Consider the following 14,586-nt stretch of genomic DNA (forward strand, 5'->3'; position numbering starts at 1 on the left):
CCGGGCATGGCCCGGCGCTACCCGATATCCGGAACGCCTGCGGTAGCGCCGGGCCATGCCCGGCGGATTCCGGTCAGGCCGTCAGCGAATCCAGCGCAGCTTCCAGTGCGTCGAGGTTCGGCAACAGGGCGCTCTGTTCGCCCAGCAGCACGCGCATGTGCACGATGTCGGGCAGGGTTTCCTCGGATGCGTCGGCCAGCAGGCCATCGCGCGGTACCGAGATCAGCTGCGGGAAGCTCTGCGTCAGCAGCGCGTAATACGGGCGCTCCGGGTTGCCGCTGAGGGTCTTGAGCACCACCACCTTGTTGTGGCCGGCCACCGTCTCTTCGCCCAACCCGGAGAGTCGCGCGAACGACACCAGCGGCACCTGCCAGCCGTGCCAGCCGATCTCACCCACCAGCCAACGCGGAGCATCGGCGACTGCCTGCACCGGCACCCGCGACATCATCTCGGCCACGGTGGCATTGGGCAGCAGGACCCGTTCGGCACCGGCCGAGATCAGGACGCCACGGATCTCATCATTGCTGGCATAGCTCATGCGGCATCTCCGTCGTCATCCAGGCCCCAGCGCGCGGCGATCACCTGCGCCAGTTCCTGCGGTTCACCGGCCGCCATGCCGGCAGCGACCACGGCCGTCGCCGCAGCCGGGTCGTAGCAGCCTTCGCCCACCTGCCCGGCTACCCAGGCGCCGGCGGCGGCGAGGTCCAACGCCGGGCCGACATGGGCCAGATCGGCACCACTCAGCAGCACCAGCGCGCTGTGCTCGGCCGACAGCGCGGCAATCGAGATGCCCTGCGCTTCGCTCTGGAAGTACAGGCCATCGGCAGCGGCGTGCACGCCGATGTCATCGGCCAGCACGTGCACTTCACCCGCGGTGGCGCGCTGGCCGGCTTCGGCCAACTGCACCGGCAGCGGCGATACGCGCGCCATCTGCTTGACCAGGTTGCCATAGCGGCCGCCATCCAGGCGCATGTGCACCAGCACCGGCACGGCCAGCCCGCTGGGCAGTGCCGCGAGCAGGCGGCGCAACGCATCGGGACCGCCGATACCGGCCAGTACCAGCAGCGCACCGGCGCGGCTGCCTGCGGGTGCGGCGGCGTCCAGGTCGACCAGTGACAGATGCTCGGTGTCGAACGCCGGTTCCGGCGCCGCGACCGTCGCAGCAGCACGCGGCTCTGCCGGCGCGTCGCTGGCCTCGTCGACCAGCGACCAGGCGGTGTGATCGGTGAATACCGTCTGGGGAGCGACCGGCACCGGCGGCGGTGCAGGCGCTGCATCAACGGGCGTCGCCGCCTCCGCCAGCACCGGCTGCAGCGCCGCCAGTGCCTGCTCCAGCGCGATCGGCTCATGCAGATGGGCTGGTGGCGAATAGAGGCCATCCGCCGGCACGTCGTCGGCCCATGAACGGGCCTGCTCCAGGTGCGGCTGCAGCGCGGTTTCCTTCGGCACCGGCGGCGTCGACGGCCGGCCCGGCTCAAGCTGCAATGCCGGTTCGTCCTCGGCGCCCGGCGGCAGCACCTGCTGGTGGCCGTGCAGCTTGGCGGCCAGGTGACGGCCCCAGCGCTGCGCTTCCCATCCATCGCGACGCGCGGCCAGTTCAGCCTCGTCGAACACCAGCGTCAAGCCGGGTGCCGACAGCGCCGGTTCCAGGCGCTCCAGCGCATCTTCAATGGCCGCTTCCAGCGCGATCACCACGAACTGCGGGCGTGCATCCTGCAGTGCCTGCGGTTCCAGCGTGATGGGATCGTCTTCCAGCACGATCTGCACGTCGGCATGGGCCAACGCCTCGCGCAGGCGCTCACGCGCCGCACCCGGGCGGGCCAGCAGGGCTACGGCCGGAACCGGATCGAGGTCACTCACGGACACGGGCAATCCCCAGCAAGTCGTACACGTTACGCATCAGGTCCAGCTCCTGGTAAGGCTTGCCCAGGTAACGCTGCACACCGATTTCGAAGGCGCGCTGGCGGTGCTTGTCGCCGCTGCGCGAGGTGATCATCACGATCGGCACGTCCTTGTAGCGCGGGTCGGCACGCATTGCGGTAGCCAGCTCGTAGCCGTCCATCCGCGGCATTTCGATGTCCAGCAGCATCAGGTCCGGCACGCGCTCTTCCAGCTGTTCCAGAGCTTCGACGCCATCGCGGGCGACGCTCACCTCGAAGTTGTGACGCTCCAGGATGCGGCCGGTGACCTTGCGCATGGTCAGCGAATCGTCCACCACCATCACCAACGGCACCTGCCGTTCCTGGCGGGGTGCATTGACCAGCACCGGCGCGGTCGGGTTGGCCAGGAAGCGGCGCACCAGCGGGGCCACGTCCAGGATCACCACCACGCGGCCATCGCCGGTGATGGTGGCACCGTAGATGCCCGGTACCGAGGCGATCTGCAGGCCCACCGGCTTGACCACGACTTCGCGGTTGCCCAGCACCTGATCGATCGCAACGGCGGCACGCAGGTCGCCCGCGCGGACCAGCAGCAGCGGTACCTGGGCCTGGCCGTCGGCGCGCGCCGGGGCCTGGCCGACCAGACTGCCGAGGTCGTACAGCGGATAGTCTTCGCCGCCGTAGCGGTAGCTGCTGTCGGCCGCTTCAAAGCGTTCGTGCGACAGCCGTCCAATGCCACTGACCGACGCCACCGGTACTGCGAAGGTGGTTTCGCCGATCTGCACGAACACTGCCTGGGTGACCGCCAGCGTCTGCGGCAGGCGCAGGGTGAAACGCACGCCCTGGCCACGCACCGACTGGATGTCGACCGAGCCACCGAGCTGGCGCACTTCGTTGCCGACCACGTCCATGCCGACGCCACGGCCCGCCAGCTGGCTGACCTGGTCGGCGGTGGAGAAGCCCGACGCGAAGATCAGGTTGTCCAGCTCCTGCTCGCTCGGCTGCGCATCGGCAGGCAACAGGCCGCGTTCGATGGCGCGACGGCGGATCGCCTCACGATCCAGGCCCGCGCCGTCGTCGGCCACGTCCAGCACGATTTCCGAGCCTTCACGGTGCAGGCGGATGGCGATTTCGCCTTCTTCCGGCTTGCCGGCGGCACGACGTTGTTCCGGTGCTTCCAGGCCATGGGCAACCGAGTTGCGCAGCATGTGCTCCAGCGGCGCAACCATGCGATCGAGCACGTTGCGGTCGAGTTCGCCGTGGGTGCCTTCCAGGGTCAGATGGACCTGCTTGCCGGTGTCCATGCCGGCCTGGCGGACCACCCGGCGCAGGCGCGGCACCAGGCCGTCGAACGGCACCATGCGCGCGCGCATCAGGCCGTCCTGCAGTTCCGAACTGACACGCGACTGCTGCTGCAGGAGCGAATCGTACTGGCGCGACAGATCGTCCAGCACGCCCTGCAGGCCACCCAGATCGGCGGCGGACTCGTTCAGCGCGCGGCTGAGCTGCTGCAGGGTGGAGAAACGGTCCAGTTCCAGCGGATCGAACTTGTGGTCGGCCTGGTCCTGCTCGCGCTGGTAGCGTGCAACGATCTGCGCCTCGGTTTCCAGGTCCAGGCGACGCAGCTGGTCGCGCAGACGCGCGTTGGTGCGTTCCAGCTCGCCCATCGCGCCGCGGAAGGCACCGAGCTGCTGTTCCAGGCGCGAACGGTAGATCGCCACTTCACCGGCGTGGTTGACCAGGCGGTCGAGCAGGTCGGCGCGCACACGCACCTGTTCCTGCTGCGGACGGGCCAGCGGGTCTTCTTCGGTGGAGCCTTCCACCGGCAACGGTGCCGACAGCGGGGCATCGACCACGGCCACGGCCGGAGTGACCTGCGGAGTCTGCTCCGCCTCAGTGGCAGCAGCGTCTGCAGCTGCGCTGGCAGCGGCGGCGATGTCGGTCGTGGTCCGTGCTTCAAAGGCATCGAGCAGATCCTGTGCCGGCTCGACAACGCGATGTTCACCAGTGCGCGTCAGCAGCTGGTGCAGGCGGTCGAAACCGCGCTCCAGCAACTGCACGTCACGACGTTCGATCTCGGTGCGCCCGCCAGCGACGGCCTCCAGCAACGATTCGATGCTGTGGCCGAGATCGCCGATGGCATTGATGCCCGCCATGCGCGCACCGCCCTTCAGCGTATGCAGATCGCGCTGCAGGCCGGCCAGGGCTTCGCGATCCTGCGGCGCTTCGCGCAGTTCGCTGATCAGCCCATCGCAATGATCCAGCAGGTCCTTGCCTTCCTCGACGAAGATGTCGACCAGCTCGCGGTCATAGACGCTGAAGTCGAGCAGGTCGGCGCTGTCTTCGGTCTCGGATTCGGATTCGGATTCGGTCTGGGCGTCGAGCAGAGCAGTGTCCGCCGGCACCACCGCATCGGCGCTGTCGATGGCGACAGGTTCGGCATTGGTCGCCGCAGCCTCAGCCTCAGCCACGATCGGCACCACGATCATGCCGCTGTCCGCTACGGCGGCCTGGCCCGGAGCATCTTCCAGTTCGAAGAAACGCGAGGGCGAAATGGCGTCCTGCGTCGAGTCCGTGGACTCGACGTCTTCCACCGTCGCCGGGGACGGCTGGTCGGTGCTCTCTCCTTCACCGACCGCCGCCTCCCCGCCGACGTCCGCATCCTCGGCAAAGGCTTCCGCCTCGCCAGGCGCGAGTTCGCTGGCCTGCAGGCCGAGCACGGGCCATTGCCCGTCTTCGTCCCGGTCCTGCTCCTCGTCGATCACGTGCAGGCCGGCCTCGAGCGCGGCTTCCAGCGTGACCGGGTCTGCGAAGCCCGGCACAGCCATTTCATCCTGCAGGCTGGACAGCTCGCTGTCGAGTGGCACTGCAGCAGCGTCGTCATCCACCGCTGTTTCAGGTGTGAACGGCAGCGGCGTATTCAGGTCGTTTGCGACATCCAGGTCGCGGTCGTCAACCGGCAGCGCGCTGGCGTCCAGATACGGCGACAGATCGTCCACCGCCGTCAGCGCGGTGTCTTCCAGTGCGGTGTCTTCCGATGCTGGCACTGCCGGGCCGGCATCGATCTCCGCGCCGACGAGCGGGGAAGCAGCCACTTCCAACGTCGATTCCGGCGCCGGGGCGTCCGGCATCGAAGGCCACCCTGCGTCGAAGTAGCGCGACAGATCATCGCTGCCGGTCAATTCAGCGGACTCCAGGCCCGCGTCGCTCAACGCTTCCTCGCTGACCTGCACTGCATCCAGCACGTCGGCGTCGGCAGCATCGACATCATCGGTATCACGCCCGGCTTCCGGCTCGATCTCGACCTCATGCGTCGACACGTCCACGTCGGTATCGGCATCGGCGACCAGCGAAAGCAGCTGGTCGTCTTCGTCTTCATCCTCGACGTCCATCCCGGTCATCGGCCAGCGTGCTTCCGGCAGTTCACCGGCCAGCGCCTGCAGGCGCTGCGCCAGTTCAGCCTGCGGCGCAATCCGCGGCTGCTCGGCCTGCAGCGCGTCCATGGTCGCGTTGATCGCCCGCGCGGTCTCGTCCAGGGCCGCCACGGCGTCATCACCGGGCACCACCTCGGCGGCCAGCGCGCGCTTGATGTACGACTCGGCGCCGCCGGTAACGGCGGTGATTTCCGGCACTTCGGTCATCGCGAAGGCGCCGTTCATGGTGTGCACCGCACGCAGCAGCGCATCGCTGACCGGCTGCGGCGCCTGTTGCGCCGAGCGCAACCAGCGCTGCAGCGTGGCCTGGTGCAGTTCCACCTCGGCTTCCAGGATTTCGCGCAGCACGCTGTCGATGTTGGCCGGCGTACCCGCCGCTTCGACAGCGCTCTCTGCCGGGGCGTCGACAACCGGCCCGGCGCTGCCAACGGGCTCGACAGCATCGGCCGCTGTCACCAGCGCCGGTGCAGCAGCGCCCGGCAGCGCAACGTAGAACGTCTCTTCGCCTGCACCTACGCGATCGGCGATGGCCTGCATCGCCTGCAGGTCCACGCTGACACGCTGGCCGTCGCGCAGTGCCGCGTTCAACTGCGGCAGTGCCGTGTATGCGTGATCGACCATCGCCAGCACCGCCGGCGTGGGGGCACGGGTGCCATCGAGCACGCGATTGAGCATGCCCTCGATCTTCCACGCGAACTCACCCAAGGTACGTGCGCCGACCAGGCGGCCACTGCCCTTCAGTGTGTGGAAGATGCGCCGGATCGGCCGCAGCCGATCCATGTTGTCCGGCTGCATGCGCCATGCCGGCAGCAGCGTACCGAGATTGCCGAGCTCGTCGTCGAATTCTTCCAGGAACACCTCGCGGATGTCCTGGTCGATGTTTTCGGCATCGTCATCGAAACCCGCATCGAACCCGCCCTCGGCCACGGCCGGCGGTACGGTTTCGGTCGGCCCGGCAGTTGCCTGCATGGCCTGGGGATTGAAGTCGGCGGCGGCGGCATTCAGCTCTGCGAAGAACTGCGCATCGGCCTCGCTGAAGTCGATCGGCGCGATGGTATCCACATCGACCAGAGACACGGTCGGCGCAGCCGCCGATGCCGGCAGGTCTTCGGACGCGCGCAGATCAGCGACCGGTTCAACGTAAGCCTCAGCCTCGGTCTCGACGGTGGCGTCGGTCAATTCGGCAACGGCCAGGCCGTCGTCGAACTGCGGCACCGCAACTGCATCAATGAGTTCCAGCGTCGCAGGCGACTCCTGTTCGTCGTCCAGCGACAGCGTTTCCATTGCTTCCAGCGACAGCACGTCATCGGCGTTGTGCAACAGGTTGCTGTCGAAACGGAACACCACATCGTCGTTCAGCGGCGGCTGGCCGTCCTGCTCGGCGGCAACCGGATCGAATGCCTGCGAAACAACCGCATCCAGCGGCGCAGCGAACGAGGCTTCGTGCAACGACGTCGCCGGGAGGGCGTCATCGTTGTCGTCCATGGCGGCTACACGCGTATCGCGCGCTTCCAGCTCCGGAATCCCGGACAGCGTCCAGGCAGCGGAGTTGGACTGTTCGGCCGACACCGGATCGAAGCTGACCGGATCAAAGCTGTCGAACGTCGGCGCACGCTCGTCGCTGCGTTCCGCAGCCGTATCCGCCGACGCGTCGAATCCACCCAGCTCCCACTGCGGCACTTCCGGCGCAGGTGCACTGGAGGCCGCGAACAACAGGGGCGCAGGGGTGTCGCGCGGTTCGGCAGGGACAGCCGGCGTACCCAGCGATCCAAACATCAAACCGTTGTCGGCGGCCGGGGCCTCCGGCAGCGGATCGAAGGTAAAATCGGGCAGCGGCGCGGGCATGTCGCCCGGCGCCGGCGCGGCGGCCTGCACGATGGCGTCCAGCGGTTCGATCTGCAGCGGCACGGCCGGCACGGGCACGGCTTCGCGCTCGACCGGCTGCACGGCATCGGCTTCGGCGGCGACCACGCCACGCTCGGGCAGCGGCCAGTAGCGCAGCGCTTCCAGGCTGCTGCGGGTGATGTCGAGGATGTCCTCGCGACCCGGACGGCGGTCGCGCAGGGCTTCCAGGTAGTACTCCAGGCTGGCCATGGCATCGGCCAGGGTGTCCAGCTGGCGGCCACTGGGCACGCGCTGGCGGCCGATCAGTTCGGCTTCGATGTACTGCTGCACGCCGCGCAGGTAGTCGGCAGCGGTGCCCAGGTCGAGCATGCGCAATGCGCCGGAGACATCGCCGAGCAGGCGCGGCACATCCTGCAGTTCCGCGTGGTTCCAGCTGGTTTCAATGAAGGCGACGAAATGCTCACGGGCGGCGGCGAAATTGGCGATCGCCTCGTGTGCCAGCACTTCCACCGTGCGCCGGTTCTCCACCGCGCTCGGATCATCCTGGCCACTGCCGCTGGCACCGAGGTGTGCGACCTGGTCGTCCAGCGACGCGTCGACATAAAGCAGCGCACCGGCGATATCCAGCAGCATGTCTTCGTCGATCTGCTGGCGGCCTTCGACAACCCCGCGCAGCGCGTCACGCTGCTGCACGACCACGCCGCGCGCGGCGCCCAGGCCAAGCATGCCCAGCGTATCGGCCACCGAGCCCAGCTTGGTCACCTGCTCCTGCAGCTGTTGCGGCGCGCCGTCGGTACGCAGGTGCAGGTCCAGGGCATCCTTGACCTGCAGCAGTTCTTCCTTGACCGCGTTGCCGACGGTGTCCAGCAGTTCGCGGTTGCGGCCGCTGAGGCTGCCACGTGCGTGGTCCAGCTCCGCTTCGGTGGCGGTCACCGAATCGGGCGCGAACGCGAACAGTACGCTGTCGTTGATCAGCGCTTCGCCACGGGCGGCGCGGATCTCGTTGAGCAGCGGCTGCAACACGATCGGAATGTCACGGTGCCCGTTCTGCAGGCGCTCCAGGTAATCGGGCAGCAGCACGCTGCCGCGCATCAGGGTGGCGCAGGCCTCGTCGCGCTCGGCCACTTCGCCCTTGCCGACGGCAACGGCGAGCTGTTCCAGCTCTTCGGCCACCATCGCCGGGGCGTACAGTTCAACCATGCGCAGCGTGCCCTGCACCTGGTGCAGGTAGCCGGCGCAGATGCGCATGCGGCTGCTGTCGCCTGGGTCCTCGGCAAAGTACTCGACCTCGTTGCGCACCAGGCGCAGGGTCTCGTCCAGCTCGGGCTTGACCCAGCCCAGGGCCGCGTGGCTCATCGCATCGCGCAGGCTGCTCATGGATGCGCTCCGGTCGCCGCCGCGCGACGGTCGCGCGGATCCTGGCGTGGGGAATGGAAATGCTTCATCGACTGGTTCCTTGCTCGCCGCCCTGCCCGTGTCACGCCGGCAGCTTGAAGTCGGCGACCGAACGGCGCAGGTCGGCCGCCAGCTGCGCCAGGTGGCCGATCGACTCGGCGGTCTGCCCGGCACCCTGCGAGGTCTGGCCGGTGATCTGGCGGATCACGCCCATCGTGCGGGTGATGTCCGACGCCGCCGACGACTGCTGCTGGGCGGCGATGGAGATGTTCTTGATGAGGGTATTGAGTGCGTTGGACACGCGCTCGATCTCGGTCAGTGCGGTACCGGCGTCTTCGGCCAGGCGCGCACCGGACACCACTTCGGCGGTGGTCTGTTCCATCGAGGTGACCGCTTCGTTGGTATCGGCCTGGATGGCCTGCACCAGGTTCTCGATGCGTCGGGTCGCACCGGAGGTGCGCTCTGCCAGTCGCTGCACTTCGTCGGCCACGACCGCGAAACCACGACCGGCCTCACCAGCCGAAGCCGCCTGCACGGCCGCGTTCAATGCCAGGATGTTGGTCTGCTCGGAAATGTCGTTGATCAGTTCCACGATCGAACCGATCTCCTGCGAGGATTCGCCCAGGCGCTTGATGCGCTTGGAGGTTTCCTGGATCTGGTCGCGGATCTGGTCCATGCCCTGGATGGTCTCGCGGACCACGCCGGCACCCTCGGCGGCGATCACCACCGAACGCTGTGCCACGTCGGCCGACTCGGCCGAGTTGCGCGACACCTGCTCGATGCTGGCGGCGATTTCGCCGATCCGGTCCGAGGCCGAGGTGATCTGGTTGGCCTGGTGGCCGGCCGCTTCGGCCAGCTGCATCGCCGTTGCCTGCGTTTCCTGGGTCGACAGCGCGACCTTGGCCGAGGTGTCGTTGATGGTGGTCACCAGGTGGCGCAGCTCATCCACCGCGTAGTTGATGGCGTCTGCGATCGCGCCGGTCATGTCCTCGGTCACCGAGGCTTTCACGGTCAGGTCGCCCTCACCGAGCGAGGAGATTTCATCCAGCAGCCGCATGATCGCCTGCTGGTTGCGGCTGTTGAACTCCACCTGGGTCTGGTAGCGCAGTTCCTGTTCGCGCGAGCGGCTGCGCACGTTGGTGGAGACGAAGCCGATGATCGCGATCAGCGACAGTGCGCCGGATACCACGCCGATCCAGAAATTCGGGAACAGGCGGGTGTCGGACACCGAGCCGAACGAGGAGAACGCTTCGAACAGCTTGCGGCTGTCGGTCAGCATCTTCGCCGAACCCTGGCCCAGCGTGGCGGCAGCGGACTGTGCGGCGAACAGCTGGCGCGAGCTGGCCAGGATCGCGTCGGCGTCCTGCTTCATCGCCTGCCACTTCTGCTGCGACTGCTCCAGCGCCGCAACGGCGGCAGCGCCGCGCACGGCGGTGATGCCCAGATCCTCGTTGCCATTGCGCAGCGCATCGAGCACCTGCGAGAACACGGTGATGTCGCGGGCCAGCGCGTCGCCGGCCGCGGCCGCAGCCGTGCCGCCGGCACGGATTTCAGTCACGCGACGGGCCATCGAACCGGCCACCACCACCTGCTGCAGGGCACTGTAGACCTGTGACGACGGGGCGCCGGAGGCGGACATCGCACGCACCAGTTCGTTCAACTGGGCCTGCAGGCCCGGCACCGCACCGGAGAAGTTGTTGGCGTTGCCGGCCAGCGCCAGCACCGCCGGCTCACTGGCGACCAGCTGGCCGGCCTGCTTGCCCAGCGGCGTCCAGGTGTCGGCCAGGGTCGAGATCGCCCCGGAGACGCCCGGCTCGTTGCCGTAGCGCCCCTGCAGGGTCGATACGTTCTGCTCGATCGCGTTGCGGGTGGCCTTGAAGGCGGTGAAGGCCTGCGCGTTGCCGCCGACCGCGTCACGGCCCTGGTTGGCCAGCTGCTGCGACAGCACCTGCAGGTCCGCGGCCTTGGAGCCGGCATCGGCCAGGCGGCTGCCCTGCCAGGTGGACACACCGGTGTTCACACCGAACAGGATCATCGACAGGGCCAGCAGCGCCAGCCAGAGGTTGCTGCCGCCCAGCCGCAGCTTGCCGGACTTGGTGGCATCCGAAGCAGTACTCATCGTTCAACCTCGATTTTCAATGCAGGGGGCGATGCCCGGCCTCAGGCCGCGGCTTGCCGGAATTCAGGGGTACGCGACAGCAGCGAGAGCGAAAACACGCCCCAGTCGTTGCCATCGGCATGGAAAGCGCGATCAACGAAGTGCCCGTAGCGTCCTTCGGCCAGTGAACCGGCCTCGATCTGCTGGGTCAGCTCGAAACTGCGCTGGCCGAACAGTTCGTCGATGGTCAGGGCGACGTCGCCACCGGCCTGGCGCATGATCAGCACGCGCTGGCCTTCCTGCTGGACGGTGCGCGCACCTTCCAGGAAATATTTCAGGTCGACCACCGGGAACAGGTTGCCGCGCAGGTTGCCCACGCCCAGCAGCCACGGCTGCGCGCAGGGCACCGGGGTCACCGGCGGCATCGGCACGATCTCCACCACTTCGCGGAAATCGGACACCAGCCGGCGCTGGCCGACACGGAAACCGACGCCACGCCACAGGTCCTGGGCGAACTGTCGCCCGGGCAGCTGCACCGCGTGGGCCAGGCTGCGTCGTTCGTAGGCTTCAAGAATGTCGAAGGGCGAGCGCATCAGGCCACCAGCTCGTTGATCCGCGCGATGAGTTCTTCCTCGCGCGGCGGCTTGACGATGTAATCGGCGGCGCCCTGGCGCAGCCCCCAGGCCTTGTCGGTTTCCATCGCCTTGGTGCTGACGATGATGACCGGGATGTGCTTGATCGCGGCGTCGCGGGCCATCGCCCGGGTCGCCTGGAAACCGCTCATGCCCGGCAGCACCACGTCCATCAGGACCAGCTGCGGCACCTGGTCGCGGACCAGCTGCAGGCCATCTTCGGCATTGTCCGCTTCCAGCACCTCATGGCCGGCACGGCGCAGCCATTGGGTGAACACCGCGCGGTCGGTCGGTGAATCCTCGATCAGGACGATACGAGCCATTGTGCCTTTCCCCCCTGGTCAGGCGTTGACGTACGTGCGGATGGCACCCAGCAGTTCTTCGCGCGTGAATGGCTTGGTCAGGTACTGCTCCGAGCCGACGATGCGCCCCCGCGCCTTGTCGAACAGGCCGTCCTTGGACGACAGCATGATCACCGGGGTCGCCTTGAACAGCTGGTTGCCCTTGATCAGTGCGCAGGTCTGGTAGCCATCCAGGCGCGGCATCATGATGTCGACGAAGATGATCTGCGGCTGCTGGTCGGCGATCTTGGCCAAGGCCTCGAAACCGTCCGTCGCGGTCACTACTTCGCAGCCTTCGCGCTTCAGTAGTGTTTCCGCAGTCCTGCGGATGGTCTTCGAGTCATCGATGACCATCACCCGGAGTCCTGCGAGCTCCCCGCCCGCAGTCGTGTTTTCAGTCATTGCCATTCCCCAAGCGCACGGCCCAATCTTTGGCGGGAGCCGCTGCGAAAGCGTATCTATATCGCACTTCCCGCGCCCGCTTCAAGGGCGGTCCGTGGCGCGGGGCGTGGCGCCGGGCTGAACGTGACCGGATTGGCAATCACTGCGCAGCCCGGCAAGGGACGCTGCGTTGCACATCGCCGGGGAGGCGCACGGCCGGCGTTGCCGCTACCATCAACGCCTTGCCTGACAGGTGCACCCATGCCGTTGAACGTCATCGTGGTGATGGACCCCATCGCCCACATCAAGATCGCCAAGGACACCACGTTCGCCATGCTGCTGGAAGCCCAGCGCCGCGGCCACGCCCTGCACTACGTGCGCCCGGGCGGGCTGGCGCTGGAAGGCGGGGTGGCCGTGGCCTGGACCGCCCCGCTGCAGGTGCGCGACGACCCGGCCGGCTGGTACGAGCTGGGCGCATTCAGCCGGACTCAATTCGGCCCCGGCCAGGTCGTGCTGATGCGCAAGGACCCGCCGGTCGACGCCGAGTACGTCTACGACACCCAGGTGCTGGATGTCGCCGCCGCCGCCGGTGCCTGCGTGGTCAACAACCCACAGGGCCTGCGCGACTACAACGAGAAGCTGGCCGCGCTGCTGTTCCCGCAGTGCTGCCCGCCGACCCTGGTCAGCCGCGACGCCAAGGCACTGAAGGCCTTCGCGCTGGAACACGGCCAGGCCGTGCTGAAGCCGCTGGATGGCATGGGCGGCCGCTCGATCTTCCGCAGCGGCCAGGGCGACCCCAACCTGAACGTGATTCTGGAAACGCTGACCGACGGTGGCCGCAAGCTGGCCCTGGCCCAGAAGTTCATTCCCGACATCACTGCCGGCGACAAGCGCATCCTACTGGTCGATGGCGAGCCGGTCGATTACTGCCTGGCGCGCATTCCGCAGGGCGATGAGTTCCGCGGCAACCTGGCCGCCGGTGGCCGCGGCGAAGGCCGGCCGCTGAGCGAACGCGACCGCTGGATCGCCGCCCAGGTCGGCCCGGAGATGAAGCGCCGTGGCATGCGCTTCGTCGGCCTGGACGTCATCGGCGACTACCTGACCGAGGTCAACGTGACCAGCCCGACCTGCGTGCGCGAACTGGACGCGCAGTACGGCCTGAACATCGCCGGCACCCTGTTCGACGCGATCGAGGCCGATCTGCGCTGATGGATGCCGCACCTGCCGTCCTCGCCCCGCCGCCGCGTGAAGCGCAGCGGCTGGGCGCCACCATCGCCCTGTCGGTGCTGGTGCACGCCCTGCTGATCCTCGGGGTCGGCTTTGCCGTGAAAGGCGACGCGCCGCTGGTACCGACCCTGGAAGTGATCTTCAGCCAGACCCGCACCGCGTTGACCCCGAAGCAGGCCGATTTCCTGGCCGCCGCCAGCCAGGAGGGCGGTGGCGAGCATGATCGTGCGCAGCGCCCACGCGACAACCAGGCCGGCATCGTGCCGCAGGCGCAGTCCGGCATCAGCCCGGTACCGCAGCAGCAACAGTCGGCAGCACCGGTGCCGCCACCGCAGGCGCGCGTGGTCAGCAGCCGCAATGGCCAGGACACGGTGGCCCTGGCGCAGTCGCGCCCTACCCCGTTGCAGCCCACCCCGGATGCACCGATGACTGCACGCGAACAGCGCGATGCCGAGATGGCGCGGCTGGCAGCGGAAGTACACCTGCGTTCGGCGCAGTACGCCAAGCGCCCGAACCGGAAATTCGTTTCGGCCAGTACGCGCGAATACGCCTACGCCAATTACCTTCGCGCATGGGTGGACCGCGCAGAGCAGGTCGGCAACCTGAACTACCCCGACGAAGCGCGGCAGCGCCGGCTAGGTGGGCAGGTGGTGATCAGCGTGGGGGTGCGCCGCGATGGCAGCGTGGAAAGCAGCCGCATCCTGCGCTCCAGCGGCACGCCGCTGTTGGATGAGGCGGCGCTGCGGGTGATCCAGCTGGCGCAGCCGTTCCCGCCGTTGCCCAACACTGATGATCAGATCGACATTCTGCAGGTCACGCGCACGTGGGTGTTCCTGCCGGGTGGCGAACTGCGCGACGACCGGTAAGGTTTTCTGCCCGGGCCTGCGGCCCGGGACCCGCTGGAAGCAACTGCAACTGCAACGGCAAGATCAAGAGCGGCGGTTGGTGTACTGAAGCTTGGCGGGGCGGTGTCGGGCGGCGGGGACGCCGCAAGTACATCCCTGTAGGCTTAGCCGCGGCATCCATGCCGCGGATACCCCGCCACCCGACACCGCCCCACCTCTGACAGATCGCGGCGCATCTTTGCTGTTGGTAGGTGTCGACCTTGGTCGACACGAGGCATCCACGCCATGCCTGCACGGTAGATCCACGCCATGCGTGGATGTGAGCGAAGCGATCTGCTTTTGACTTTGATTTTGTTTTGAATTTCCGTGGCGGACACGCACGGAAACTATCCGTGGCCGGGCGGGTGGGCTGCGCAGGGGCGTGAGCCGCATGGATGCGGCGACCGAGCCTACAGGGACGTATTCACGGCGTCCCCTGCGCAGCCCCCGCCCGGCCAACCCACGGCTT

Annotated in this window: 9 protein-coding genes; 2 read left to right on the forward strand and 7 right to left on the reverse strand. The window is 67.8% G+C overall.

The genetic code is table 11. From position 1 onward, the window contains the following. Positions 1–73 precede the first annotated feature (73 nt). From ACFX4F_RS19590 to pilG, 7 genes are all read right to left on the reverse strand, one after another. Entirely contained in the window at positions 74–538 is a 465-nt protein-coding gene (locus ACFX4F_RS19590) for a chemotaxis protein CheW (RefSeq protein ID WP_089236526.1), read from the reverse strand. Next, positions 535–1,866, reverse strand: a complete 1,332-nt coding sequence (locus ACFX4F_RS19595) for a chemotaxis protein CheB (RefSeq protein ID WP_380657965.1) — start codon at positions 1,864–1,866, stop codon at positions 535–537. The genes ACFX4F_RS19590 and ACFX4F_RS19595 overlap by 4 nt, the downstream gene beginning before the upstream one ends. Further along, positions 1,853–8,536, reverse strand: coding sequence for an Hpt domain-containing protein (locus ACFX4F_RS19600; protein WP_380657967.1), 6,684 nt, complete (start codon positions 8,534–8,536; stop codon positions 1,853–1,855). The genes ACFX4F_RS19595 and ACFX4F_RS19600 overlap by 14 nt, the downstream gene beginning before the upstream one ends. A 100-nt stretch (positions 8,537–8,636) precedes the next feature. Beyond that, entirely contained in the window at positions 8,637–10,673 is a 2,037-nt protein-coding gene (locus tag ACFX4F_RS19605) for a methyl-accepting chemotaxis protein (RefSeq protein WP_380657969.1), read from the reverse strand. 41 nt (positions 10,674–10,714) lie between these two features. Next, positions 10,715–11,245 (reverse strand): chemotaxis protein CheW, encoded by a 531-nt coding sequence (locus ACFX4F_RS19610; protein WP_025877750.1) that lies wholly within the window; start codon positions 11,243–11,245, stop codon positions 10,715–10,717. Next, a complete protein-coding gene (locus ACFX4F_RS19615) occupies positions 11,245–11,607 on the reverse strand; it encodes a PleD family two-component system response regulator (protein ID WP_025877749.1) in 363 nt (120 codons plus the stop codon). Before ACFX4F_RS19615 ends, ACFX4F_RS19610 begins: the two co-directional genes overlap by 1 nt. A gap of 18 nt (positions 11,608–11,625) precedes the next feature. Continuing rightward, positions 11,626–12,027 carry a twitching motility response regulator PilG gene (gene pilG, locus ACFX4F_RS19620; RefSeq protein ID WP_005418455.1) on the reverse strand — a complete coding sequence of 134 codons (402 nt, stop codon included), beginning with the start codon at positions 12,025–12,027 and terminating at the stop codon, positions 11,626–11,628. Between the two features lie 240 nt (positions 12,028–12,267). Here pilG and gshB point away from each other — a divergent pair, with 240 nt between their 5' ends. Both gshB and ACFX4F_RS19630 read left to right on the forward strand, forming a co-directional pair. Further along, positions 12,268–13,215, forward strand: a complete 948-nt coding sequence (gene gshB, locus ACFX4F_RS19625) for a glutathione synthase (protein WP_380657972.1) — start codon at positions 12,268–12,270, stop codon at positions 13,213–13,215. After that, positions 13,215–14,099, forward strand: coding sequence for a TonB family protein (locus ACFX4F_RS19630; protein WP_380657974.1), 885 nt, complete (start codon positions 13,215–13,217; stop codon positions 14,097–14,099). The genes gshB and ACFX4F_RS19630 overlap by 1 nt, the downstream gene beginning before the upstream one ends. Positions 14,100–14,586 lie beyond the last annotated feature (487 nt).

The organism is Stenotrophomonas sp. YIM B13575 (assembly GCF_042787595.1).
GTDB lineage: Bacteria > Pseudomonadota > Gammaproteobacteria > Xanthomonadales > Xanthomonadaceae > Stenotrophomonas > Stenotrophomonas lactitubi_B.

What these genes read in the sequence shown, in the direction of transcription:
- ACFX4F_RS19590 (WP_089236526.1), bottom strand. Translation starts at nt 538, where the DNA reads ATGAGCTATGCCAGCAATGATGAGATCCGTGGCGTCCTGATCTCGGCC.
- ACFX4F_RS19600 (WP_380657967.1), bottom strand. Translation starts at nt 8,536, where the DNA reads ATGAGCAGCCTGCGCGATGCGATGAGCCACGCGGCCCTGGGCTGGGTC.
- ACFX4F_RS19605 (WP_380657969.1), bottom strand. Translation starts at nt 10,673, where the DNA reads ATGAGTACTGCTTCGGATGCCACCAAGTCCGGCAAGCTGCGGCTGGGC.
- ACFX4F_RS19610 (WP_025877750.1), bottom strand. Translation starts at nt 11,245, where the DNA reads ATGCGCTCGCCCTTCGACATTCTTGAAGCCTACGAACGACGCAGCCTG.
- ACFX4F_RS19615 (WP_025877749.1), bottom strand. Translation starts at nt 11,607, where the DNA reads ATGGCTCGTATCGTCCTGATCGAGGATTCACCGACCGACCGCGCGGTG.
- pilG (WP_005418455.1), bottom strand. Translation starts at nt 12,027, where the DNA reads ATGACTGAAAACACGACTGCGGGCGGGGAGCTCGCAGGACTCCGGGTG.
- gshB (WP_380657972.1), top strand. Translation starts at nt 12,268, where the DNA reads ATGCCGTTGAACGTCATCGTGGTGATGGACCCCATCGCCCACATCAAG.
- ACFX4F_RS19630 (WP_380657974.1), top strand. Translation starts at nt 13,215, where the DNA reads ATGGATGCCGCACCTGCCGTCCTCGCCCCGCCGCCGCGTGAAGCGCAG.